Genomic DNA, 24,479 nt, shown 5'->3' on the forward strand with positions numbered 1-24,479 from the left:
GTCATCCCAACCGTCCTCAGTGGAGGAACGCGCCGCCGTTGATGTCGATCGTGGTGCCCTGCAGGTAACCGGCGTCCTCAGTGGACAGCCAGGTGATCACGGCCGCCACGTCCTCGGTGGTGGCCTGCCTGCCGATCGGGATCCCGCTGGTGATGGCCTCTTCGAGCTCGGGGCTGGTGGCCTCGGCGCGGATGTCGGTCTCGACCGCGCCCGGTGCCACGGCGTTGACCGTGATCCCGGCGGCGCCGAGCTCCTTGGCCAGCGACTTGGTGAAGCCGAGGATCGCGGCCTTCGCCGCGCAGTAGGGCGTCTTGCCGAACACGCCGCCGCCCTGCTGGGCCGACACCGAGGACATGTTCACGATGCGGCCCCAGCCGGACTCGATGAGATCCGGCAGGAACGCCTTGGTCACCAGGTAGGTGCCGGTGGCGTTGACGGCCATCACCTTGTTCCACAGCTCCAGCGTGGTCTCCAGGAACGGCACCGGGGAGGTGATGCCGGCGATGTTGGCCAGCGCCCCGACCACCGGCAACCGGCCCGCGGCGACCTCGGCGGCCACGGCCTCGTGGGCCAGGCGCACCGACTCCTCGTCGGCGACGTCCACGCGGTGGGCGAACACCGGGGCGCCGGTCTGGGACGCGATGTCCTCGGCGGCCTGCTTGGCGGCCTGCTCGTCGAGGTCGAGCACCGCCACCGCCCAGCCCTGCCGGGCGTAGCGGAGCGCGGTGGCCTTGCCGATGCCGCGCGGAGCTCCGGCTCCGGTCACGACGGCGGTGCGCTGAATGCTGCTCATGGGGTTCTCCAGGTCCTCGGGTGTCAGCGGAGGGAGGCGATGTAGTGCGCGGCCTCGACGGCGGCGGCGGGCCGCTCGGTGTCGGTGACGTCGCGGGTTTCGAGTTCGAGGGCGCACCCGCCGCGGTAGCCGATCTCGCGCAGCGCCGCGAAGGTCGCGGGGAAGTCGACGATCCCGTTGCCGATGCTGTGGTTGATGCCGCCGGGCGTGGCGTCGCGGAGGTGGACGTGGGTGATCCGGTCGGCGAACCGCCGGGCGAACGCGGCGGGGGAGGAGCCGGACGCGGCGATGTGGCTGGTGTCGAGCACGAGCCCGATCGCCGGGTCGAGCCGCTCGACGAGCCGCGCGGCCCGCTCCACGTCACCGCACAGCCGGAAGAAGTGCGGTGCTTCCACCCAGATCTCCAGGTCGTGCTCGCGCGCTCGCTCGGCGGCGCGGGCGAGTTCGGCGGCGACCCGGTCCAGGTCGTCCTCCAGGTCGGTGACGGGGTCGGGTGACTGCGCGCCGCAGGGCAGCACCAGCGCCCGGGCGTCGCAGCCCGCGGTGAGGTCGAGCAGCCGGTCCAGGTGCGCGGCGCGCTGCTCGGTCTCGTGCTCGTCGAGGACCCGGTTGAGGTCACCGACGTCGCCGTTGACCGAGCGAACCGCCAGGCCGCTCGCGCGCACGGTCGCGACCACCTCGGTCACGGCGGTCTCGGTCAGCTCGTAGGGCACGTGGTCGCACACGCCCGGCAGCGCCCCGAGGTCGATCTCGGTGAAGCCGCACTCGGCGATGACGGCCAGGGCCTCGGCCAGGCCGAGGTGGCGAAAGCTGATGGACGAACATCCCGGCCACCGGTCGGTCACGACTTCCTCCTCGAAGCGACGGTCGCCGGAGATGTTAACAGCGAGATGTCGACAGGCAAGCCCCAAGTGGCAAGTGGGCGGATAATCCCCGGTTATAGGCGCAAGTTCGCTGCCATATGGATGTTGACAATGAGGGCGATCAAGCCGAATATCTCCGGTTGTGTTGACACCGGGAGGCCGGTGTCCCCATCGTTCGACTACCCCAACGAAGAGGTGAGTGATGAGCGCGGAACCCCAGCGCGCGGGCGACCCGGTGCACGGCACCCCGGACAGACATCGGGTGGCGTGGGGATCGACGGCCGGCGCCGTCATCGAGAGCTACGACTTCATCGGGTTCGGCACCGCCGCGGCCCTGTACTTCGGCGACGCGTTCTTCCCCAACGCCTCACCGATCGTCGGGACCCTGTCGGCGTTCGCCACGCTCGGCGTCGGGTTCATCGCCCGGCCGCTCGGCGGCGTCGTGGGCGGTCACCTCGGTGACCGGATCGGCCGCAAGCCGGTGCTGGTGGCCTCGCTCATCGTGATGGGGCTGGCGACCTTCGCCATCGGCTTGCTGCCCACCTACGCCCAGGCCGGGTTGCTCGCGCCCGCGCTGCTGGTGACGGTGCGGATCATCCAGGGCATCGCCTACGGCGCGGAGTGGGGCGGGGCGATCCTCATGACCTACGAGCACGCCCCGCTGCTGCGCAAGGGCGCGTTCACCGGAGTCGTGCAGTCCGGGTTCCCGATCGGTCTGCTGCTGGCGAACCTGGTGTTCCTGGGGTCGGTGGCGCTGCCGGGCGACTGGGCGTGGCGGGTGCCGTTCCTGGCGAGCCTGCTGCTGGTGATCATCGGCCTGATCGTGCGCTCCAAGGTGCCGGAGTCGCCGGTGTTCGAGGACGTCAAGGAGCGCGGTGAGATCGCCGAGGCGCCGATCGTCGAGGTCATCCGGAACGACTGGCGGAACCTGCTGCGCGGCATCGGTCTTCGCGTCGCCGAGACCGCGGGCTACGCCGTGGCCATCACCTACATGATCTCCTACCTCAAGGAGGAGGAGCTGGCGACCAGCGGTGAGACGATCCTCGCCCTGTGCATCGCGTCCGGCATCGGCATCGCGGCCACCATCGCGTGGGGGTGGCTCACCGACCACGTCGGTCGCCGCTCGGTCTACGTCTGGGTCACGCTGTTCAGCGCGCTGTGGGCGATCCCGATGTTCCTGCTGGTCAACACCGGCACCCTGATCGCGGTGATCATCACGATCGTGATCTCGTACGTCATCTGCCAGAACGCCCTGGCGGGTTCCCAGGGCGCATGGTTCCCGGAGCTCTTCCAGGCCAAGACCCGCTCGTCGGGTGCCTCCCTGGCCTACCAGATCTCGGCCATGATCTCCGGCCTCACCCCGTTCACCACGACGCTGCTGTTCCTCTGGCTCGGCTGGATGGGCCCTGCGCTCCTCTTCGGCGCCTACGCCCTCCTCGGCCTCGTGGCAGCCCTCCTCACCCGCGAGACCTGGGGCAAGCCCGAACGCGCAGAAGCCCACCGCCGCACTGCCGAAACCCCCAGCCCCGTCGCAACAACAACCCCCTGACCGAACCCCGCCAATCCCGGAACAACCACCCCGCCGACCCGATGGGCGCCGCCTCCGCGGCGCCCATCGCCATCTCCAGCACCTGGTTCCTCCGTTGCGAGGAGCGCGGGCGTCACCAGGGGACAGTTTTTCCTCGAATTGACCGGACAAAACGGACTTTGATCATGGGTGATTCGAGGAAAAACCGTCCCCTCCGCAGCGCTGACACCCTCCGCAACCCCTGGAGGGGCGATCAGCGGCGAGTGGTGGCGGGGAGGGCTGGGCGGCGGGTGGTTTCGTAGGTGGCGATGTCGTCGGTGTGCTGGAGGGTGAGGCCGATGTCGTCGAGACCTTCGAGGAGGCGGTGGCGGACGTCGGGGTCGACGGGGAAGGGTTCGTCCACTCCCTCGGCGCGGACCCGTTGCTCGACGAGGTCGACCGTGATCGGGGCCGCGGGGTCGGATTCCAGGAGGTGCCACAGGCGCTCGACGACCTGGATCGGGACGACCACCGGCAGCAGGCCGTTCTGGTGGGCGTTGCCGGCGAAGATGTCGCCGAAGCGGGGAGCGATGACGGCGCGGAAGCCGTAGTCGGTGAGCGCGTAGACCGCGCCCTCGCGGGACGATCCGGTGCCGAAGTTCGGGCCCGCGACCAGGATCGTGGCCGCCGAGTACGGCTCGACGTTGAGGACGAACTCCGGGTCCTCGCGCCAGTCGGCGAACAGGTCCCGGCCGTAACCGGACTTGGTCAGCCGGGTCAGGAACCGCACCGGGATGATCTGGTCGGTGTCGACGTCGCCCGCGCGCAGCGGCGCGGCCTGTCCGGTGTGGACGGTGAACTTCTCCATCAGTGCTCCAGATCCGTCGGTGCGGTGAGTCGACCGGTGACGGCGCTGGCCGCGGCCACGGCGGGGGAGACGACGTGGGTGCGCGCGCCCTTGCCCTGGCGGCCCTCGAAGTTGCGGTTGTTGGTGGAGGCGGCCCGCTGCCCGGGCCGCAGCCGGTCCTCGTTGACCGCCGCGCACAGCGAGCACCCGGAGGTCCGCAGCTGCACCCCGGCGGCGGTGAACACCTCGTCGAGCCCCTCGGCCACGGCCTGCTGCCGCACCTTGTCCGAGCCCGGCACGAGGTAGACCTCGACGCCGGGCGCGACGGTGCGCCCGCGCAGCACCTGGGCGGCGGCGCGCAGGTCCTCGATGCGGCCGTTGGTGCACGAGCCGATGAACGCCGCGTCGATGGCGACCTCGCGCAGCGGAGTGCCCGGGCTCAGATCCATGTAGGCCAGCGCCTTCTCGGCCGCCGCCCGCTCCTGCGGGTCGGCGAACGATGACGGGTCGGGCACGGTCGCGTCGATCGGCACGCCCTGCGCGGGGTTGGTGCCCCAGGTGACGAACGGGCGGATCGCGTCCCCGTCGAGCGCCACCTCGGAGTCGAAGACGGCGTCGTCGTCGGAGCGCAGCGACCGCCAGTGGGCCACCTCGGCGTCCCAGTCCGGGCCGGTGGGGGCGTGCGGGCGGTCGCGCAGGTAGGCGATCGTGGTGTCGTCGGGCGCGATCATGCCCGCCCGGGATCCGGCCTCGACGGTCATGTTGCACACCGTCATCCGGGCCTCCATCGACAGCGCCTCGATCGCCGTGCCCTGGTACTCCACGACGTGCCCCTGGGCTCCCAGGGTCCCGATCTTCGCGATGAGCGCGAGGATCAGGTCCTTGCCGGTGACTCCCTCGCCCAGACGTCCGGTGACGGTGACGCGCATCGTCTTCGGCCTGGTCAGCGGCAACGTCTGGGTCGCCAGCACGTGCTCGACCTGCGAGGTCCCGATGCCCATCGCCAGCGCGCCGAACGCGCCCATCGTGGTCGTGTGCGAGTCGCAGCACACGACGGTCATGCCCGGGTGCACCAGTCCGAGCTCGGGGCCGATGACGTGGGCGATGCCGCGCTCGGGATCGCCGCGCCGGTAGACCTCGATGCCGAACTCCGCGCAGTTCTCGGCCAGCAGCGCCGCCTGCCGCCGCATCGCGGGTTCCTCGATGCGCTTGAACAGGTCCTGCGTGGGCACCAGGTGGTCCTCGGTGCCCAGCGTCAGGTCCGGGCGGCGGACGGTGCGCCCGGCGGCGCGCAGCCCGTCGAAGGCGATCGGCGTGTTGATCTCGTGCAGCAGGTGCAGGTCCACGTACAGCAGGTCCTGCGCCCCGTCGGAGCGCACCACGTGCGCGTCCCAGACCTTCTCGGCCAGCGTGCGGGCCACGGCCCCCTCCTCGTGCTGTTGGTTCATCGGGCGACCTCGCGGGTGGACATCTGGTACAACGATGGCGATCGCGACCCCGAGGAGTGCGCATGGCATCCCTGTTCGAGCCGCTGGACATGGCGGTGCTCCGGCTCATCGCTGAGGAACCCCGCGCCGGTGTGCGCGAGTACGCCCGCCGCCTCGGCGTGGCGCGGGCGACCGCGCAGTCCCGGGTGGACAAGCTGCAGCGGCTCGGCGTGCTGATCAGCTGGCGCCCGCAGTTCGACCCGGCCGCGATGGGCTACTCGGGCCTGGCCTACGTGCGGGTCAACCTCAAGCAGGGCAAGCTCGACGACGCCCTCGACGGGCTGCGCGGCATCCCCGAGCTCATCGAGGCCAACGCCGTGGCCGGTGATTCGGACCTGCTGTGCCGGGTGGTCGCCAAGGACAACGCGGGCCTGGAGGAGGTCCTGCAGCAGATCATCGCCGTGGACGGCGTCGAGCGGATCTCCACCGAGGTGGTGCAGCAGGCAGGCGGATCATGCCGCGGATCTCGCCGCTGATCCGCAAGATGCACGACGAGCTCGGGCGCTGAACGGCTCATCCCAGCACCATCGACAGCGGGATGATCACCGCGATCGCCACGACCGAGGCCACCGACACCGATCCGGAGAAGGTCTTGAGCGTGCCGCGCGTGGTCAGCCCGGTCAGCGACTGCAGCAGCCAGAACGTGTTGCTGGTGACGTGGATGGCGAACAGCGATCCCGCGCCTGCCGCCAGCGCGATCCACACCGTGTCCAGCCCGATCACCGGCGCGAGCGGCGCGAGGATGCCGGCCGCGGTGATCGCCGAGATCGACACCGAGCCGACCGCGACGTGCAGGATCGCCGCCACCACCCACACCATCAGCAGCGGGAATGCGGTGCTGGCCGAGAAGTGCTGGCCGAGGATCTCGCCGAGGCCGATGTTCTTGATGGTCAGCGCCAGCGAACCGCCGACGCCGTTGAGGATGAGGATCTGCCCGCTCTCCCGGAAACCGGTGCGCAGCGCCTCGTCCATCGCGGTCTTGCCCACGGCCCGGCGGGTCACCAGGATCGTGCCGATCAGGCCCACCAGCAGGGCGATGACGGGTTCGCAGACGAACGACAGCGGCGCGATCTCCACCTCGGCGATGTCCAGGATCGCGCCGGTCGCGATGAGCGCGAGAGCCACCAGGACCGGCGCGAACAGCAGGATCAGCGCGGGCCGGCCGGTGCGGACCTTCGTCGCGGTCCCGGCGCCGCCACCGGTCTCCGACGGTTCGGTGTCGACGGGTGCGGGCTGCTCGTCCTTGGTCTCGTCCCACCAGCCGCGGCGGAACACGAACTGCATGATCGCCACCGAGATGACGGTGGTGGGCACGGCGACGAGCAGGCCGAGCAGCAGCATCGTGCCCAGCGGCACGCCGAGCACCCCGGCCAGGGCCAGGGTGGCGATGCCCGGTACCACCATGACGACGCCGACCTCCATGCCGATGGCCATGGCCGAGATCATCCGGGGCGTGCCCGCCTTGCCGATCCGCGCGCCGAGTCCGCGCGCCAGCGGCGCGACGATGACCACCAGCACGTCCAGGAAGATCGACTGCAGGATGGTGGCGAGGCTGACCGACAGCGCGTAGGGCATGCGCTTCGGGCCGATTCGGTGCAGCAGCACCTCGATGAGCCGCTCGATGGCCCCGGAGCGCTGCAGGAGCGAACCCGCGAGCACGCCGAAGGCGATGAGCAGGCCGATCTCGGCCATCAGGTCGCCGAAGCCCTTGGTGATGGCCTCGATCGTGCCGTCGACCCCGAGGCCGGAGGTCATGCCCAGGTAGGAGGCGCTGAGCAGCAGGGCGATCACGGGATTGACCCGGAATCGGATGATCATCAGGACCGCGGCGAGGATCGCGAACGCGGTGTTGAGCAGGATCAGCGTGTCTGTCATGTGCGGTACATCCCGTGGTGGCGCTCGGCGTTGAGCGAGTGGACGTCGTTGTCGGGACGGCTTCGGGTGGGCCGCTGCGGTGCGGAAACGTAACCGGCGGTGTCCAGTGCGTAAATACCGGCGGCGGATTATGGGCCAGGTGTTCAGTCGATCACGGTTCGAGGTGGCCAGCGGGTGCCAGATGACCAGACGATCAGCGCTCGACTGCCGGTTGTGCACCAGAAGTACATCCGAGGTGGCCGATGGCCCAGGTGCTGGCGGTGTATTCGGCGAGACTCCGCACCACTGGCCGAGTTTTTCACCGAACTGTTGAGCAATCGGGAAACCCTGCTTAACGTGACCGGCGTCTCGTCCACGACGCGCACGAAGGAGTGCCGGCCATGAGCACGCCCACCCGCGAACCGGTCTCGCTCGACTCCCGCTACCTGGCCGAGGACGGCGCGGTGTACCTGACCGGGGTGCAGGCGCTGGTGCGCGTGCTGCTCGACCGCAGCCGCCACGACCGGAGATGCGGACACGACGGCGCGCTGTACGTCAGCGGCTACGAGGGCTCGCCGCTGGCGGGCTACGACCTGGAGATCCAGCGCCGCTCCCGGCTCATGGACGAGCACGGGATCGTGCACGCGCCCGCCCTCAACGAGGAGCTCGCCGCCACCGCGCTCGCCGGGACGCAGCTGGCCGGGCAGGTCGCCGAGCCGAGCACCGACGGCGTCACCGGCTTCTGGTACGGCAAGGCGCCCGGGCTGGACCGGGCCACCGACGCGATCCGGCACGCGGCGATGACCGGTACCGCACCGACCGGCGGCGCGGTCGCGCTCGTCGGCGACGACCCGAGCGCGAAGTCCTCCAGCGTCCCCTGCTCGTCGGAGCCGGCGCTGGCGGACCTGCAGCTGCCGACCTTCTACCCGGCCGACTCGCAGGAGGTCCTGGAGCACGGCCTGCACGCCGTCGAGCTCTCCCGCGCCTCCGGGTTGTGGACGGCCATGAAGATCGCCACCAACGTCGCTGACGGCGCCTCCACCGCCCTTCTCGACCCGCACTGGGCGCCGCCCGGGATGGACGGCTTGCCCGGCGGGCTGCGCGCCTACTCCCACGTCCCGCACGCGCGGCTGCTCGGCGCCGACCTGGCCGGGCTGGAGCGCAGCTTCCAGCAGGTCAGGCTGCCGATCGCGCTGGAGTACCTGCGGCGCAGCGGCGTCAACCGCGTGCTGGGCGCGCGCGGCGCGGCGCGGGTCGGCATCGTCGCCGCGGGCAAGACCTACCTCGACGTCCGCCAAGCCCTGGACTCGCTGGGGTTGACCGAATCCGACTGGGAGAGCGCGGGAATCCGGCTGCTCAAGCTCGGCGCGATCGTGCCGGTGGAACCGGGGGTGGTGCGCGAGTTCGCGCGCGGCCTCGACGAGATCGTGGTGGTCGAGGACAAACGCGCGTTCCTGGAGGTCGCGGTCAAGGACGTGCTCTACGGGACGCCCGACGCCCCGCGCGTCACCGGCAAGCGCGACCCGGAGGGCGTGCGGCTGTTCAGCGACGTCGGCGAGCTCGATCCGATCGCGGTGGCGACCGGTCTCCGGAAGCGGTTGCAGGACAACGGGTTCGACGGCCTCAAGCAGGTCGGCAAGCGGGCGGAGCGGATCGCGCTGCCGCTCGCCGCCCGCACCCCGTACTTCTGCTCCGGCTGCCCGCACAACTCCTCGACCGCGCCACCGGAGGGCGCGCTGGTCGGTGGCGGCATCGGCTGCCACGCGATGGTGCTGCTCATGCCGGAGGAGCAGGTCGGCTCGGTCACCGGGCTCAGCCAGATGGGCGGGGAGGGCGCGCACTGGATCGGCATGGCGCCGTTCGTCCGCCACACCCACTACCTGCAGAACCTCGGCGACGGCACCTTCGCCCACTCCGGCAGCCTCGCCATCCGCGCCGCTGTGGCGGCCGGGGTGTCGATGACGTTCAAGGTCCTGTTCAACTCGACCGTCGCGATGACCGGCGGCCAGGACGCGGTCGGCGGCGGCGGGCTCGCGCAGCTGGTGCGCACGGTGCTCGCCGAGGGCGTCACCCGCGTGGTCGTGACCGGCGACCAGCCCGGCCGCATCCGGAAGGCGTTGCGCCGCGAGGGAATCCGGGTCGACGTGCGCGACCGGGACGACCTCGTCGCCGTCCAGACCGAGCTCGCCGGTGAGCGGGGCGTGACCGTGCTGGTGCACGACCAGGAGTGCGCGGCGGAGAAGCGCCGCAAGCGCAAGCGCGGCACCCTCCCCACGCCGGAGACCAAGGTCGTGATCAACGAGCGGGTCTGCGAGGGCTGCGGCGATTGCGGGAAGAAGTCCAACTGCCTGTCGGTGCGCCCGGTCGACACCGAGTTCGGCCGCAAGACCCGGATCCACCAGTCCTCCTGCAACCTCGACTACTCCTGCCTCGACGGCGACTGCCCGTCGTTCCTCACCGTCGTCCCGGGGGACAACTCCAGGGGTCGGGACGGTTTTCATGAGAACTGCGCGGTCTCAGGGGGGCAATTCCCCGGGAACCGACGTTCCGTAGGTGATGACAGTTTTCATGAAAACCGTCCCCTTCCAGCTCCACGAGACACCTCCACGAGGTCGCGCGTCCCCACGAGCGGGGAAGTTTTCATGAAAACTTCCCGGTCTCCGGGGGAGGACAGTTTTCATGAAAACTGTCACCTACCCACAACACCGAGCCCCGTGCCGGAGGTTTCGGAGAAGGACTTCACGGTGCGGATTACCGGGGTTGGTGGTACCGGGGTGGTGACGGTGGCGCAGGTGTTGGCCACCGCGGCGTCCCTGGACGGCCGGCACGTCCGGGCGTTGGACCAGACCGGGCTGGCGCAGAAGGGCGGTGCGGTGGTCTCCGACGTCAAGATCAGCGACGGCCCGATCGCCCGCGCCGCCAAGCTCGCCGACGGCGAGTGCGACCTCTACCTGGGCTGCGACTCGCTGGTGGCCACCGACCCCACCCAGCTCAAGGCCACCGACCCCGACCGCACGATCGCCGTGGTGTCCACCGCGGAGGTCCCCACCGGGCACATGGTCGTCGACCCGTCGGTCACGTTCCCGAGCAGGACCGGATCCGCTCGGCCGTCGACGAGCACGTCCGCCGCGCTCACCACGTCGACGCCGACCGCCTGGCGCTGGAGCTCTTCGGCGACGAGCAGTTCGCCAACATGCTGCTGGTCGGCGCCGCGTTCCAGGCCGGGGCGCTGCCGCTGTCGGCGGAGGCGGTGGAGCGGGCGATCCGCCTCAACGGCGTTCGCGTCGAGGAGAACCTCGCGGCCTTCGCCCACGGCCGCAACGCCGTGGCGGGACCGGTGGAGACCGAGACCGTCCCGCGCGGGCTCGACGAGCTCATCGCGGACCGCACCGCCGAGCTCACCGCCTACCAGAACGCCCGCTACGCCGAGGACTACCGCCGCTTCGTGCACCACGTTCGCGACCGCGAGCACGCGGCCACCGGGACCGAGGAGCTGACCGAGGCGGTGGCCCGGAACCTGTTTAAGCTCATGGCCTACAAGGACGAGTACGAGGTGGCGCGCCTGTCGCTGGACCCGGAGGTGCTGGCCGGGGTGCGCGAGCAGTGGGGCGCGGGCGCGCGGGTCAGCTACCGGCTGCACCCGCCGGTGCTGCGGGCGCTGGGCATGCGGCGCAAGATCGCGCTCGGCCCGTGGTTCCGGCCGGTGTTCCGCGTGCTTCGGGGCATGCGCGGGTTGCGGGGAACCCCGTTCGACCCGTTCGGCCGCGCCCACGTCCGCAAGGTCGAGCGCGAGCTCATCGGCGAATACCGCCGGGCGGTCGAGGAGGGCCTGCCGAGCCTCACCGGCACGACTCTGCCCGGGGTGGTGGAGCTCGCCGAGCTGCCCGACATGATCCGCGGCTACGAGCAGATCAAGCTCGACTCCGTGCAGCGCTACCGGCAGCGCCTCGCCGAACTCCGCGACACCCGAACCCACACCGACCTCACGGCTCAGGCACTACCGTGAGGAACAGGAGAATTGGGACGGGGGAGCGGCGATGCGATCACGGCTCGCGGCAGCGGTTCTCGCGCTGCTGATCACGACGACCGCCTGCGCGGGTGAGTCGCGCCCGGCGGACGCCGTCGAGCCCGCGGCGGTCGAAGGGCTGACCACGCCGTGGTCGGTGGTGTTCGCGGGCGACACGCCGATCATCAGCGAGCGCGACACCGGCCGGATCGTCGAGATCGACCCGGCCGGGCGCGCCCGCGAGGTCGGCGTGATCCCCGGCGTGGTGGCGTCGGGGGAGAGCGGCCTGCTCGGGCTGGCGCTGCGCGACGGGAACCTCTACGCCTACTCCACCGGCCAGGACGGCAACCGCATCCAGCGCTACCCGCTGCTCGGCCAACCCGGCTCGTTCCGGCTCGGCCCCGAGCGCACGATCCTGGACCGGCTGCCCTCGGCGAGCTACCACGACGGCGGGCGGATCGCGTTCGGCCCGGACGGGATGCTGCACGCCGCCGTCGGCGACGCGGGCAACAGCGCCTCGGCCCAGGACTTGGGCAGCCTCGGCGGCAAGATCCTGCGCATGACGCCCGACGGCGGCGTCCCGCCGGACAACCCGTTCCCCGGGTCGCTGGTGCTGACCTACGGCCACCGCAATGTCCAGGGTCTCGCCTGGGGACCCGACGGCACGCTCTACGCCTCGGAGTTCGGGCAGAACACCTGGGACGAGCTCAACATCATCCGACCCGGCGCCAACTACGGCTGGCCCACCGTCGAAGGGATCGGCGAGCGACCGGGCCTCACCGACCCGGTGCAGCAGTGGGCCACCGACGTGGCCAGCCCCAGCGGCATCGCGGTGCACGGCGATGCGGTCTACCTGGCGAACCTGCGCGGCGAGCGGCTCCGCGAGGTCCCGCTGCGCGAGCCGGGCACCTCCACCGAGCATTTCGTCGGCGAGTTCGGCCGGCTGCGCGACGTCGCCGTCGCGCCCGACGGCACGCTGCGCGTGCTCACCAGCAACACCGACGGTCGCGGCGATCCCGCCCCGGGAGACGACCGGATGCTCGCCTTCCCCGCGCCCTGACCCGGAAGATGTGAACCCCTCGCCCGCGAAGCGCGCGGCTTCGCCGGTTGTGAGACCCGAGACGATCAGCTGCCCCGCGTCGTCCGAAGTGGTTGTATGAGCCTGCGACGGCCGGACGCATCCGGCCGAACCCGGCAGAGCGGAGGAAAGGGAACCGATGGGCCACGGGGCGTTCGAGAAGACCTACGCGGCGGCCGACGACCGCTACGAGCACATGCAGTACCGCCGCGCGGGCGCGTCCGGGCTGGACCTGCCCGCGTTCTCCTTCGGCCTGTGGCAGAAGTTCGGCGCCGACTACGCCTTCGAGACGCAGCGCGAGATCGTGCTGCACGCCTTCGACCTGGGCATCACGCACTTCGACAACGCCGACCGCTACGGCCCGCCGCACCGCGCCGCGCAGAAGTTCTTCGGCCGGGTGCTCGCCAAGGACCTGGCGCCGCACCGCGACGAGCTGATCCTGTCGACGAAGGCCGGCAACCCCATCGGACCCGGCCCGTACCAGAAGGGCGGCTCCCGCAAGTCGCTGCTGTCCTCGCTGGACCACAGCCTGCGGGACCTCGGGACCGACTACGTCGACGTGTTCTACAGCCACAGCCCCGACGAGTCCACGCCGCTGGAGGAGACGGTGGGAGCGCTGGTCAGCGCCGTGCAGCAGGGCAAGGCGCTCTACGTCGGCATCTCCAACTACCAGCCCGACCGCGCCCACCGCGCCGCCGAGCTGCTGCGCGAGGCCGGTGTGCCGCTGCTGGTCCACCAGCCCCGCTACTCGATGTTCGACCGCACGCCGGAGAACAACGGGTTGCTCGACCTCGCCGCCGACGACGGCTTCGGCCTCGTCGTGTACTCGCCGCTGGCCCAGGGGTTGCTCACCGACAAGTACCTCCAGGGCGTCCCGTCCGGTGCGCGCGCCGAGAACAGCGCGTTCCTGTCGCCCGACGTCATCGACGACACCTACCGCACCCGCGCGGCCGCCCTCAACGACCTCGCCCGGCAGCGCGGCCAGTCGCTGGCCCAGCTGGCGCTGCAGTGGGTGCTGCGCCGACCGGAGGTCACCTCGGCGCTCATCGGCGCGAGCTCGGTGTGGCAGCTCGACCACAACGTCGAGGCGCTGCGCTTCCCGGAGCTCACCGACGACGAGCTGGCCGTGATCGAGCAGCACGCCGTCCACGGCACCGGGCTCAAGCAGTAGCAGCGCAGCCGCAGGAATCCCGGTGCACGAACCGGGATTCCAGCCGCACCTCGACCGGGTCACGATCGGGATCGTCCAGCCTGTCCAGCAGCAGCCGCAGCGCCTCGGCGCCGACCTCGCGGCTGGGCTGGGCGATCGCGGTCAGCCGCGGTGCGAACAGGTCGGCCCACGGGAAGTCGTCGAAGGCCACCAGCGCCACGTCGTCCGGCACGCTCAGCGACAGGTCCCGCACGGCCCGCATGGCGCCGATCGTCATCGCGTTGTTCGCCGCGATGATCGCGGTGGCCGGGCATGAGCCGGTGAGCAGTTCGGACGCGGCGCGCCGCGCGGCCTCGGACTCCGACGAACCCTCCCGGCACAACTCCGGGTCGTCGTCTATGTCGTTGCGGCGCAATCCTTCCCGGTAACCGGCCAGCCGCTCGTCGGTGGTGCTCAACCCGGCGAGCCCGGCCACGAACCCGATCCGCCGGTGGCCCAGCGCGGCGAGGTGGTCGACCAGCGAGGCCGTCGACTCGGTGTTGTCGGTGCTGACCTGGTCGTAGCCGCCCGCGATGACGCGGTCGGCCAGCACGGTGGGAACGTCGTGGTCGGCGAGGTAGCGCATCGTCCTCGACGGGTCGGGGGAGGGCGCCAGCACGATCCCGTCGATGCGTCGCTGGTGCAGGTGCGAGACGACGCGCAGCTCATGATCGGGGTCGTCGCGCGGGTCGGCCACCAGCAGGCTGTAGCCGCGATCGACCGCCTCGGCCTCGATGCCCTGCAGGATCTCGGTGAAGTAAGGGTTGCTCGCCGAGGAGATCGCCACCCCGATCGACAGGGTCCGCGCGGTGGCCAGCGAGCGGGCCAGGGTGTTCTGGATGTAGCCGACCTCCTCGACGGCCGCGCGCACGGCGCGTTCCGTCTCCGGCCGCACCTTCCGGGTTCCGTTGAGCACGTAGGACACCGTCGCCGACGACACCCCGGCGACTCGTGCGACATCTGCGAGCGTGGCCACGCGCAACTCCCTCATTCCCGTTTCCGGCTGGGAATTTACCATCAGGTTAAGCGCTTGCCTAAGCGCTTACCCGAAAACTAGTTTGTGCGGCACACCGCGCCGGGGCGGCCTGTTCGGCGATCCCCCGCAGCGGTGCGAGCCAGCGTGACGGGATGAGTGATCGTGCAAGCCGTAGTGATCGAAGGACCAGGTCAGGTCGTCGTGAAGGACGTCGCAGACCCCGAACCGGCCGCCGGGCAGGTGCTCGTGCGAGTGCACGCCAGCGGGCTGTGCGGGACGGACCTGCACCTGGTCGACGGGGTGCTGCCCACCGACCACCCGCTGACCCCCGGGCACGAGTTCGCCGGCGAGGTCGTCGAACTCGGGGAGGGCGTCAGCGGGATCGCGGTCGGCGACCGCGTCGCGGTGGACCCGAACCTGCCGTGCGGCACCTGCCGCTGGTGCCGGGCCGGGCGCGGGAACCTGTGCACGGTCTGGGACGCCATCGGCGTGAGCAAGGCGGGGTCGGCGGCCGAGCTGGTGGCCGTGCCGGCGGGCATCTGCTTCGCCCTGCCCTCGACGGTGTCCTACACCGCCGGGGCGATGGTGGAGCCGCTGTCCTGCGCGGTGCACGGCCTGAGCCGGCTGCCGCGGCTGCCCGGCTCGCACTACCTCATCTACGGCGCGGGCACGATGGGCCTGCTCATGGCGTCGCTGGTGCGCCGGGCCGGGGCGGCGTCGGTGTCCACCGTGGACCTCAACGCGTCCCGGTTGGACTTCGCGCTGTCCTACGCCTCCGACCGCGCCACCACCGACGCCGACGCGCTGGAGCAGCCCGACGGCTACGACGTGGTCATCGACGCCACCGGCGCGGTCCCGGCCATCGAGGACGGTCTCGGCCGGGTCCGCAAGGGCGGCACGTTCCTGCAGTTCGGCGTCGCCGACCCGAACGCGCGGGCCAGCTTCTCGCCGTTCCGGGTCTACCACGAGGAGATCGACATCCTCGGATCGATGGCCGTGCACCGGGGTTTCCAGCCCGCGATCGAGCTGGTGGCCTCCGGCACGGTCGACGTCGAGTCGCTGGTGTCGGCGACCCTGCCGCTGGCCGACTACGACGAGGCGATCGCCCGCTTCCGGTCCGGTGACGGCCACAAGATCCACGTGGCCCCGGCCCGGTAACGAGCAACCGGGGTTCCGCCGCGATGGGGTGGGGAAGTTTTCATGAAAACTTCCCCACCCCCATCACCGGGACTCCCCAACTTCTGAGTCCGACGAAGGGTTTCGAGCAATGACGCCAACCACCCCCGCGACGGAGCGTTCGCGCACGCGCAACGCCCTGATCTGGATATTCGGGGCGCTGGGCGGAATTCTGTGGGGTTATGACACCGGTGTGATCTCCGGTGCCATGCTGTTCATCAAGCAGGACATCCCGTTGTCCCCGTTCCAGCAGGGGCTCGTGGTCAGCGGCCTGCTGGTGGGCGCGATGGCGGGTGCCGGCGCGTCCGGCCGCCTCGCCGACGCGTGGGGGCGGCGGAAGCTGATCCTGTGGGCCGCCGTGGTGTTCACCCTGGGTACCGTCGGCGCGATGCTGGCGACCACCGCGTGGACGCTGGTGGCCTTCCGGTTCGTCATCGGCATCGGTGTCGGCATCGCCTCGGTGGTCGTGCCGCTGTACCTGACCGAGCTGGCGCCGAAGCAGTCGCGCGGCGGCCTGACCTCGTTGATGCAGCTGCTGGTGACCGTGGGCATCCTGGTCGCCTACATCACCGACTACGCGCTGGCCGACAGCGGGGCCTGGCGCTGGATGCTGGGTCTGGGAGCGGTTCCGGCGGTGCTGCTGGGCATCGGCATCTACTTCCAGCCGGAGAGCCCCCGCTGGCTGGTCAAGCACGGCAGGGCCGATCAGGCCCGCGAGGTGCTGACCAAGCTGCGCGGCGTCCGCGCCGAGGAGATCGAGGAGGAGCTCGACGAGATCCGCGCCGCCGACAAGGAGAAGGAAGCCGAGAACGCCGTCGGCGTCCGCGAGCTGCTGACCCCGAGGCTGCGCCGCGTCGTGCTGCTGGGCCTGGGACTGGTGTTCTTCCAGAACTTCATCGGCATCAACACGATCATCTACTACGCCCCGACGCTGCTGACCACGCTCGGTTTCGGCACTTCCGGCGCGATCCTGGCCAACGTCGGCATCGGCCTGGTCAACGTGCTCATGACGCTGCCCGCGCTGCGGCTGATCGACCGCGCGGGCCGCAAGTCGCTGCTGGCGGTGGGCAGCATCGGCATGCTGGTGTCGATGCTGGCGCTGGGCATCGCCAACGTCGCCGGCCTGTCCTACGGTCCGCTTCTGGTGGCGGTCACGCTGGGCAGCATCGTGGTCTACATCGCCTCGTTCGCGGTGTCCTGGGGCCCGGTGCAGTGGGTGATGCTGCCCGAGCTGTTCCCGCTGCGGATGCGCGGTTCGGCGGTGGGCATCTGCCTGGTGTTCAACTGGCTGTTCAACATGGCCGTGGCCCTGGTGTTCCCGGTGCTGCTCGACATCACCGGCCCGGGCGCGATGTTCCTGTTCTTCGCCCTGATGGCGGTCCTGTCGTTCTGGTTCGTCCAGCGCGGCCTCATCGAGACCAAGGGCAAGAGCCTGGAAGCCATCGAGCAGGAGGTCCTGGGCACCGACCCGGAGCCCGCTGCCGAGCAGCCGGTCAACGCCTGACCCGACCGCGACCAGTGGCCCCGTCCGCCCCTCGGACGGGGCCACTCCTGCGTTCCAGGGCCACGAGTGCTTCGGCGACGGCGTCCGGAGTCTCGTAGGTGGGGCTGTGACCGGCGTCGACGATCCGCAGGGAGGCGTCCGGGATCGCCGCGGCCATCCCTTCGGCGACGTCGACGGTCCGGACCGGGTCGAACCGCCCGTGCACGATCGAGACCGGCATCGGCAGGTCCGGCAGCACCGGTTCGAGATCGGTGGCGTGCTGACTGCGCAACGCCTGCAACGCCGCGATCAGCGGAACCGAATCGCCGTAGTCGAGCAGGCGCCTGCGGTCCTCGTCGGAGGGGGAGTGGTGGAAGGAGCGCTCGATGACGGCCCGCACGACCTGCTCGGTCCCGTCGCGTTCCATCCCGTCGATCAGGGACGTGACGTCCCCGTGCCGGTGCATGTTCGGACCGGTGTTGACCAGCATCAACCCCTCGACGAGCTCCGGCCGCTCCGCCGCCAGCCGCAACGCGACAGCACCTCCGGTCGAATGCCCGACGACGATCGCCGATCCGCTCGCGCTGCTGGAGATCATCCCGGCGACCCACTCGGCGACCTCGTCGATCCCGCACTCCGGCGCCTCGGTCATCCACGGCAGAGCCCGCACGTCGAACCGGGGCTCCACCAGCTCCCGGAGCGGGTCGAACACCATCGGCGCGCAGAACGTCCCGGGCAGAGCCACCACGCGCCGCACCCGGTCACTCGGGCGGTCAATGCCCTCCGGTTCGTCCGACCGGCCCACGACCTCGCTCAACGCTCCACCCCTCGCACCACGGACGCCAACAGCTGGACCCTACGAACAGACCGGAACAACGACCAACCCGATCCAGGCCGCACGCCGCACCGCCGGGTGGAAACCCTGACGACGCAGCGGGTTTCAGCTGTCAGCAGCCCGCCGCGTAGACGTAGCAGCGCAGCTGCGGTTCCCGGTCGGTTGACGGTGTGCCCACCAGGTTCACCCCGGGCAGCGCCGTGCTGAGCAGGCCGGGAACCGCCGACAGCGGTTGCAGGAAGGTGTTCACCGACATCGGGTCGACGTGCGGCATCAGCGGCTGCCCGCACACCGAGGCATCGACCCGTGCCGGATCGGCCGGGCCCGGGTGGTCGAGCGCGTCGACGACCAGCGCGTAGGTGACCGGGTCGATGGTGCCGACCAGCAGGTGCGTCGACACGTCGGCGGGGCACACGTCCTGCACGGCGACGTTGCTGATCATCCCGTCACCGGTGTGCAGCTCGGAGGACTCCGGCGGCGTCACGACCTCGTCGAGCCGGGTGTAGATCACGCTGTAGCTGATGCCGGGGAACGTCTCGGCCCGGCTGTTGAGCGCCCGCGTGAAGTCCGAACCCGCCTGCTGCTGCCACACCGCCGGTTCGCACTCGGCCGGAGCGGGTCCGCACCCGGGCATCGACTCGGTGCCGTGGTTGGAGGGAGCCATGCCGATCACGTCGTCGACCAGGCCGCGCACGTCGGGCCAGAAGCGCAGCGCCCACCGCGGGTTCATGCCGCCCTGGGAGTGCCCGAGCACGGCGATGCGCTTGCCGGTGAGCCGGTGCATCTCGCGGATCCCGTGCACCAGGTACTCGCCCGCGACCTGGATATCGCCGAGGGTGTGATCGGGCATCGTCACCGCGCAGGAGAACCGGTCCTGAGCGGCGAAGGCCCGCTCGTAGGTCCAGGAGTAGTTCTCCTGCGGCGTGACGCTGGTGGCGGGGCTCAGCAGCACCGGCTGCGGATCGCTCCCGGGATCGCCGTGGCAGGTCAGCGACTCCCGCAACTGCTCCGGCGGCACGCTCAACGCGTGACCGGGCCGGTCCACCGGCGCGAACCCCGACTCCGCCTGCGCGGGCACCGGTACCAGTGCCAGCAGCAGGACCATCCCCAACGAGAACACGACGCTGTGCACCCAACGGCTGATCATGCCGCGTACAACGACGCGCCCCGCCGGAGGTTGCGCCCGGTGTTCCTCAACAGCCCCTAGGCGGACTTCTCGCCGATGGCGAACCAGGCGTACGGGCGCATCTTCTCCGACTCGGCGACGTCCTCCGGGCAGGTGATCATGTCCGGGCGGTATTCGGGCAGCTGCGCCACACCAGGCCCGAGCAGCCGCCAGTCCTCGCCGAGCCCGTCGAACCAGGAGGTGAGCGTGGGGCGGTCCCGCAGCCACAGCGGGTTCGGCGTCACGTCGCACTCGGTCCGGAACCGCTCCATTGCCGCCCGCGCCTCCGGGTCGGGCACGTCGGAGGCGAAGTGGGTGACGACGATCCGCGACCCCGCGGAGAGCTTGCCGGCGTAGCGGCGCAGCACCCCGGGGACGTCGCCCTCCGGGCCGATGAACTGCAGCACCGAGATGGCCAGCAGGCACACCGGTTCGTTCAGGTTCAGCAACCGCTTGGTGGAGCAGTCGTCGAGCACCTCGCGCCAGTTCAGCAGGTCCTCCTGCACGACCCCGGCCCACTCGACGTCCTGCAGCTTCACCCGCGTGTGCGCGGCCGCGACCGGCTCGCAGTCGACGTAGACCACGCGCACCGGCTCGTCGGCGTGGTCCTGGAGGATCTCGTGCACGTTGCCCATGGTCGGGATGCCCGAGCCCAGGTCGAGGAACTGCCGGACCCCGGCGTCGTAGGCGTCGAGCACGGCCCGCCGCAGGAACGCCCGGTTCTGCCGAGCCACCCCCGCGATCTGCGGCCACATGCCCAGCAATCGCTCCCCGAAGACCCGATCGATCGCCCAGTGCGCGGTCCCGCCCAGGAACCAGTCGTAGATCCGCCCGGGGTTCGGACGGTTCACGTCCAACCCGGCCGCATCACGTGACTGCTCGACCACCGGCAACCCCCTGCCCTCGAATCCGTACCCCACAGATGATCGCATCCCCAGGCCTTCAACAGGAGAAGGGACAGGCCGGAAAAGGACGACGACCCAAAATCAGGACCAAGCGGAACCCGATCATCCACGTACCCCCGCACGGAAGCTCCAGGATGGCGCCGAATGGCCGATGACCTGCGCGAACGAGCTTTAGCAGGCCCCCATGATCAGCCCCAGATCCGTGGGGTAAGCTATTGGCACACCCCACGGGGTGGCCGGGACGTAGCGCAGCTTGGTAGCGCACTTGACTGGGGGTCAAGGGGTCGTGGGTTCGAATCCCGCCGTCCCGACCGGCAAGAGGGTTTCCGCAGGTCAGAACCAGCGGGAACCCTCTTTTTATGTTCTTGTTTCGCCTCCCGGAGTCAAGCACGCCGCTCATGGACACCTTGACTACGGAGTTTTGGAATGGCCGTTTTTGATCTTGGGAAGCTCACCGCGGGCCTCTCGACGGTGTGGTCCGGATACCTCCGCGACTGGGATCGCAGCCTGCGTTCGGTGAACCATCCCGAGACCACCCGCTACAACTACCTGCTGGCTGCCGCCCAGCTGTCCCGCTACCTCGCCGAGCACTCCCCGGACCCGGATGCCGATGACGCCGCGGAGGACCCGACCGAGGTCACCCGTGACCATGTCGAGGCGTTTCAGGCGTGGATGATCGAGACCCGCTCGGCGTCGACGGCGGTGAACAAGCACAAGGCGTTGCGGGTGTTCTTCGGCTGGCTGCTCAACGACGAGCGCGAGATCGACCGCTCACCGATGGAACGGGTCCGCAAGCCTTCGGTCCCGGCCAAGCTGATCCCGGTGATCGAAGGGGACGTCACCACGCAGCTGCTGGAGGCCTGCACGGGCAAGGATTTCCTGAGCGTGCGGGATCAGGCGATCATCCGGCTGTTCGCCAACACCGGCGCGCGCCTGTCCGAGGTCGCCCAGCTGACGATCGATGATGTGGACCTGAAGACCGAGACGGTGGTGTTCCACGGCAAGGGCGCCAAGGATCGCCGGGTGCGCATCGGCGCACGCACCGCGCGGGCGGTGAGCCGGTATGTGCGGGCCCGGTCCAAGCGCAGTGGCGCGGACCTGCCGGATCTGTGGCTGGCGGGTCGGGGTGGTCGGCCGCTGCATGCCAATGGGATCAAGATCCGACTCAAGCGCCTGGGCAAGCAGGCGGGTATCAAGAACCTGCATGCCCACCGCTGGCGCCATACCTACGCCCACGAATGGAAGGCCGCCGGGGGTGACACCGGTGATCTGATGTTGGTGCTGGGCTGGAGCTCGGAGACGATGGCCCGGCACTACGGCGCGAGCGCAGCGGCACAGCGCGCCCAGGTGGCCCAGGACCGGTTGGCCATCGGCGACGACCTCTAAGGAGGAGCGACGGGGCGGGAACCAGTCGGTTCCCGCCCCTGTTGTCTGTCTGGACGGTTCTTAGCTGTGCTTCGGATCGCTGTGTTCGCAACGGTCCTTGCTCCGGCGGCGTGCCTCAGCGGACCGTTCGGCGAGCGCGAGCATGTAGGCCATGCGTGCGTGGTAAGCCCGATGCGATCGCTCCTCCGGCGTGAGTACACCGTCGGGGTCGACTTGCTTTTCAAACCGTGTGAGGAACGCCGAGGTTCCCGAGCGGGTACGAGCGGAGCGATCCGAGGTGTTCGTCCACGAAGCGTGCGCTGCGATCCGCGCGCGCCGGCGGCGTTGTTCGGGAGTGAGTTCTGAGCGCTTAGACATCGTCACCGATCCGCATCCTCGACTGCGTTTCCTGAGCTCGTTCGGCTGCGGCACTCGCGCCGTAGTGGCGGGCCATGGCATCGCTGCTCCAGCCCAGCAATAACATCAGGTCGCCGGTGTCCCCGCCGGAGCGTTTCCACTCGTGGGCGTAATTGTGCCGCCACCGGTGCGCATGAACCCGAGCGATACCAGCCCGGTCTCCCAGACGTCGTAGGCGGAGCTTGATTCCGTTCGCGCGCAACGGGACGCCACCGCGTTCGGCAAGCCACAGCTCGGGAAGTTCCGAACCCGTATGCCGCGCACGTACCCGCAGATACCGGCTCAGCGCCCGCGCGGTCTTGGGACCCATCCGAACGCGCCGGGTCTTACCGCCCTTACCGTGATAGACCAGCGAATCCGTGCTCCAGTCGATGTCATCGACACGAAGGTTGGCCACCTCGGACAGCCGAGCGCCGGTGTTGCAGTACAGCCGGATCATCGCCTGATCACGAAGATTCATGAACCCAGAACCCTTGCACGACTCCAACAAGCGTGTCGTGTCGTCAGTGCTGATGACCGGGATCAACTTCGTCGGCGGCTGGGGCGGTCGAACCCCGTCTACGGGTGAACGGTCCACGGCCTGCTCGTCCTCGGCCAGCCACTGAAAGAACTGCTGTAGACACTTGTGCTTGTTGAGCGCGGTCGAGGCCGACCGAGTCTCAATCATCCACGCCTGGAACGATTCCACGTCCGCACGCGACACAGCTGCGGGATCTTCAGAAGCATCCCCACCGCCGTTGGCCACGACGAATTTTCCGAGCTGGACCACCGCGAGCAGATAGTTGTACCGGGTCGTCTCAGGTCGACCAGTCGAACGCAAACACCGGTCCCAGTCCCGAACCAGGCAACGCCACGACTCGGACAAACCGGCCGACAATCGATCAAGATCCACGCCGCCTCCCCAGAGTCCGATGCTCAGCCGCGTAGCACTGTGCTGAGCCTCCGTTGGCCAACCACGCTAGCCCTGAATTCGGAAAATCCATCGCACCCAGGCTCGACTGACCGCTGACGGCTCGCTGCGCTCACGGGAGAAGGTGCCAATTGAGAAGCACTTGAACCTGGGATGCAGCCGCAGGAGCGGGTTGGTAGGGGGATTTGAACCCCGCGGGATCGATGACAGGACCAAGACGGGGATGGAGCGGTTGTCCAATGCCGAGCCGCGCGGCATTCTCGCGGTCTGCGACGACTTGGACCCGAGTCGCGCCGAAGGCACGGAACTCGACTCCTACCACGCCGTGATCACCTCCGCATCGGTGCCGGCGGCATGGCCGCGTTGTCCGTGCCGGCCGGCACCTGGGCGGTGTTCACTACCTCGGGCCCAGCGCCGGAAGCGATCCAGTACCTGTGGCGGTACGTGTTCATCGAATGGTTCCCGTCGAACCCGCACCGCAGCCGGTCTGTCCCCGAAACCCTACGTTCACCGATGTCAGCGAACGGCAGCAAGGCGGATGCCGAGCGCCGGCTCCCGGCGGAACGGGAGACTTACGGAGCATGGAATCCCTCCCTGGCCCCCAACGAGCAGGCTGACAGCCAGCCGACTAGCGCACTCGGAGTGAACGACCCGGACATCACGGTGGGGTGACCAGCCACCGCTGGCCACCCCACCGTGATGCTCTTCAGGTCCGGAGGACGAACTCGCCCTGCTTGACGCCGCAAGGAACGCAACCCACTCCTGAGCAGTGAAACCATGTGCGCCTCGGGAACGATCTTTAGTGTCCCGCTGGACGACAAGGGGTTCCACCGGCAAGTGCGTCGTAACTCCGTACAAGGGCATAGGCAAAGCCGCCTCGGGTCTTGACCGACAGGGCTGCCCGTGCCCGGCGAGTTGTTCGGTCGACGCGCACATGCGCGCGTTGGCTAGTTCAGGGTGGATACCGAGCCAGCTCCCGTCTGGTCCTGTGCTTTGGTTTCCAGCCCGGGGTCGATGATCTGCGTCGCAGCCCGCAGGTTTCGGACAGCGTGCCGTACCGCGAACCCGATCGGTGCCAGCAAGAGCGCGTAGGTAACCGCGGGAATGGCGACCCAGCCGGAGATGTGGCGGGTCGCCCTGACTAGCATCAGAACGATGAAGGTCAGGTAAGCGAGGGCGACACCGCCGTAGGCGATGATCAGGGTGAGCTTGTTCGCGAGCGCCGCCGTGTGCACATTCGCGGTCCGTTCGCTGGCCGCAACGCCGATGTGCTCCCGATCGAGGTCGTCCAGACCGTCGGCCTGGGTTAACAGCGCATCTTCGAGGGAGCGGATAGAGCGGGCACGGACCGCGGCGAGGTTGAGGAGTTGGGACTGGAAGGCGGCCACACAGATCATCGGTAACGGCAGCAGGCTGATCGCCCAGCCCAGCAGATCGAGCTTGTCGTAAAAGGCGATCGTGCCCACGAGATACGTCACCGCCGCACCGATCGTCGCGAGGCTGACGGTGAGCGTGGTCGCCCGATCCGTCCGTTCGGCCTGGTACACGACGCTCAACACCTGTAACCGCTCCGACAACGCGTGCTCCTTCCCGAAACGTTTGTGCTCGCACGATCCTCGCGTA

At 69.7% G+C, this 24,479-nt stretch carries 20 protein-coding genes, 1 tRNA gene and 2 pseudogenes; 12 read left to right on the plus strand and 11 right to left on the minus strand.

All coding sequences use genetic code 11. The annotated features are described in order from the left end of the window. Window positions 1–16: 16 nt before the first annotated feature. Together REH65_RS32170 and REH65_RS32175 are read right to left on the minus strand one after the other, a co-directional pair. Window positions 17–793: an SDR family NAD(P)-dependent oxidoreductase gene (locus REH65_RS32170; protein WP_406690488.1), complete on the minus strand. Its 777-nt coding sequence runs from the start codon at window positions 791–793 to the stop codon at window positions 17–19. A 23-nt stretch (window positions 794–816) separates the two neighbouring features. Beyond that, window positions 817–1,638, minus strand: a complete 822-nt coding sequence (locus REH65_RS32175; RefSeq protein ID WP_406690489.1) for a sugar phosphate isomerase/epimerase family protein — start codon at window positions 1,636–1,638, stop codon at window positions 817–819. Between the two features lie 220 nt (window positions 1,639–1,858). Here REH65_RS32175 and REH65_RS32180 point away from each other — a divergent pair, with 220 nt between their 5' ends. Next, on the plus strand, window positions 1,859–3,205 hold the full coding sequence (locus tag REH65_RS32180) for an MFS transporter (RefSeq protein WP_406690490.1): 1,347 nt from the start codon (window positions 1,859–1,861) through the stop codon (window positions 3,203–3,205). Between the two features lie 232 nt (window positions 3,206–3,437). Here REH65_RS32180 and leuD read toward each other — a convergent pair whose 3' ends face one another. Together leuD and leuC are read right to left on the minus strand one after the other, a co-directional pair. Beyond that, window positions 3,438–4,031: a 3-isopropylmalate dehydratase small subunit gene (gene leuD, locus REH65_RS32185; RefSeq protein WP_406690491.1), complete on the minus strand. Its 594-nt coding sequence runs from the start codon at window positions 4,029–4,031 to the stop codon at window positions 3,438–3,440. Continuing rightward, window positions 4,031–5,458, minus strand: a complete 1,428-nt coding sequence (gene leuC / locus REH65_RS32190) for a 3-isopropylmalate dehydratase large subunit (protein WP_406690492.1) — start codon at window positions 5,456–5,458, stop codon at window positions 4,031–4,033. Before leuC ends, leuD begins: the two co-directional genes overlap by 1 nt. 62 nt (window positions 5,459–5,520) lie before the next feature. Between leuC and REH65_RS32195 the strand changes: the two genes are divergently transcribed. Continuing rightward, the gene (locus REH65_RS32195) at window positions 5,521–5,973 is read left to right on the plus strand and encodes an Lrp/AsnC family transcriptional regulator (protein ID WP_406690493.1); all 453 of its coding nucleotides are present in this window, start codon (window positions 5,521–5,523) and stop codon (window positions 5,971–5,973) included. 37 nt (window positions 5,974–6,010) lie between these two features. Here the strand turns inward: REH65_RS32195 and REH65_RS32200 are convergent, their stop codons facing one another. Further along, window positions 6,011–7,372: a GntP family permease gene (locus tag REH65_RS32200; RefSeq protein ID WP_406690494.1), complete on the minus strand. Its 1,362-nt coding sequence runs from the start codon at window positions 7,370–7,372 to the stop codon at window positions 6,011–6,013. A 380-nt stretch (window positions 7,373–7,752) separates the two neighbouring features. Between REH65_RS32200 and REH65_RS32205 the strand changes: the two are divergent. The 5 genes and pseudogenes from REH65_RS32205 to REH65_RS32225 all read left to right on the plus strand — a co-directional run. Beyond that, a pseudogene (locus REH65_RS32205) lies at window positions 7,753–10,347 on the plus strand (indolepyruvate ferredoxin oxidoreductase family protein); the annotation flags it as partial. Next, window positions 10,290–10,610 (plus strand): annotated as a pseudogene (locus tag REH65_RS32210) (hypothetical protein); the annotation flags it as partial. The pseudogenes REH65_RS32205 and REH65_RS32210, both read left to right, overlap by 58 nt. A 78-nt stretch (window positions 10,611–10,688) precedes the next feature. Continuing rightward, window positions 10,689–11,357 (plus strand): DUF6537 domain-containing protein, encoded by a 669-nt coding sequence (locus REH65_RS32215; RefSeq protein ID WP_406693278.1) that lies wholly within the window; start codon window positions 10,689–10,691, stop codon window positions 11,355–11,357. 31 nt (window positions 11,358–11,388) lie between these two features. Then, the gene (locus REH65_RS32220; RefSeq protein ID WP_406690495.1) at window positions 11,389–12,417 is read left to right on the plus strand and encodes a PQQ-dependent sugar dehydrogenase; all 1,029 of its coding nucleotides are present in this window, start codon (window positions 11,389–11,391) and stop codon (window positions 12,415–12,417) included. A 157-nt stretch (window positions 12,418–12,574) separates the two neighbouring features. Continuing rightward, window positions 12,575–13,606, plus strand: a complete 1,032-nt coding sequence (locus REH65_RS32225; RefSeq protein ID WP_406690496.1) for an aldo/keto reductase — start codon at window positions 12,575–12,577, stop codon at window positions 13,604–13,606. Here REH65_RS32225 and REH65_RS32230 read toward each other — a convergent pair. Further along, window positions 13,596–14,600, minus strand: coding sequence for a LacI family DNA-binding transcriptional regulator (locus REH65_RS32230; RefSeq protein WP_406690497.1), 1,005 nt, complete (start codon window positions 14,598–14,600; stop codon window positions 13,596–13,598). The two genes, REH65_RS32225 and REH65_RS32230, sit on opposite strands and share 11 nt — an antisense overlap. A 162-nt stretch (window positions 14,601–14,762) precedes the next feature. Here REH65_RS32230 and REH65_RS32235 point away from each other — a divergent pair, with 162 nt between their 5' ends. Together REH65_RS32235 and REH65_RS32240 are read left to right on the plus strand one after the other, a co-directional pair. Further along, a complete protein-coding gene (locus tag REH65_RS32235; protein WP_281456461.1) occupies window positions 14,763–15,758 on the plus strand; it encodes a zinc-dependent alcohol dehydrogenase family protein in 996 nt (331 codons plus the stop codon). A 109-nt stretch (window positions 15,759–15,867) separates the two neighbouring features. Continuing rightward, window positions 15,868–17,280, plus strand: a complete 1,413-nt coding sequence (locus REH65_RS32240) for a sugar porter family MFS transporter (RefSeq protein WP_406690498.1) — start codon at window positions 15,868–15,870, stop codon at window positions 17,278–17,280. Here the strand turns inward: REH65_RS32240 and REH65_RS32245 are convergent. From REH65_RS32245 to REH65_RS32255, 3 genes are all read right to left on the minus strand, one after another. Next, complete coding sequence (locus tag REH65_RS32245; protein ID WP_406690499.1) at window positions 17,270–18,076, minus strand: alpha/beta fold hydrolase; 807 nt, start codon at window positions 18,074–18,076, stop codon at window positions 17,270–17,272. The two genes, REH65_RS32240 and REH65_RS32245, sit on opposite strands and share 11 nt — an antisense overlap. A gap of 130 nt (window positions 18,077–18,206) precedes the next feature. Further along, window positions 18,207–19,241 carry an esterase/lipase family protein gene (locus REH65_RS32250; protein WP_406690500.1) on the minus strand — a complete coding sequence of 345 codons (1,035 nt, stop codon included), beginning with the start codon at window positions 19,239–19,241 and terminating at the stop codon, window positions 18,207–18,209. A gap of 56 nt (window positions 19,242–19,297) precedes the next feature. Beyond that, a complete protein-coding gene (locus REH65_RS32255; protein WP_406690501.1) occupies window positions 19,298–20,179 on the minus strand; it encodes an SAM-dependent methyltransferase in 882 nt (293 codons plus the stop codon). Between the two features lie 222 nt (window positions 20,180–20,401). On the opposite strand from REH65_RS32255, the gene REH65_RS32260 reads away from it, so the two are divergent. Together REH65_RS32260 and REH65_RS32265 are read left to right on the plus strand one after the other, a co-directional pair. After that, window positions 20,402–20,475 (plus strand) — tRNA-Pro (locus REH65_RS32260). A gap of 115 nt (window positions 20,476–20,590) precedes the next feature. After that, entirely contained in the window at window positions 20,591–21,550 is a 960-nt protein-coding gene (locus tag REH65_RS32265) for a tyrosine-type recombinase/integrase (protein ID WP_406690502.1), read from the plus strand. Window positions 21,551–21,899: 349 nt separating this feature from the next. Here the strand turns inward: REH65_RS32265 and REH65_RS32270 are convergent, their stop codons facing one another. Next, window positions 21,900–22,838, minus strand: coding sequence for a tyrosine-type recombinase/integrase (locus tag REH65_RS32270; protein ID WP_406690503.1), 939 nt, complete (start codon window positions 22,836–22,838; stop codon window positions 21,900–21,902). 372 nt (window positions 22,839–23,210) lie between these two features. Between REH65_RS32270 and REH65_RS32275 the strand changes: the two genes are divergently transcribed. Further along, window positions 23,211–23,528 carry a GyrI-like domain-containing protein gene (locus REH65_RS32275; RefSeq protein ID WP_406690504.1) on the plus strand — a complete coding sequence of 106 codons (318 nt, stop codon included), beginning with the start codon at window positions 23,211–23,213 and terminating at the stop codon, window positions 23,526–23,528. Between the two features lie 275 nt (window positions 23,529–23,803). Here the strand turns inward: REH65_RS32275 and REH65_RS32280 are convergent, their stop codons facing one another. Further along, on the minus strand, window positions 23,804–24,433 hold the full coding sequence (locus tag REH65_RS32280; RefSeq protein ID WP_406690505.1) for a hypothetical protein: 630 nt from the start codon (window positions 24,431–24,433) through the stop codon (window positions 23,804–23,806). Window positions 24,434–24,479 lie beyond the last annotated feature (46 nt).

The organism is Saccharopolyspora sp. ID03-671 (assembly GCF_045278815.1).
GTDB classification, from domain to species: Bacteria; Actinomycetota; Actinomycetes; order Mycobacteriales; family Pseudonocardiaceae; genus Saccharopolyspora; species Saccharopolyspora ipomoeae.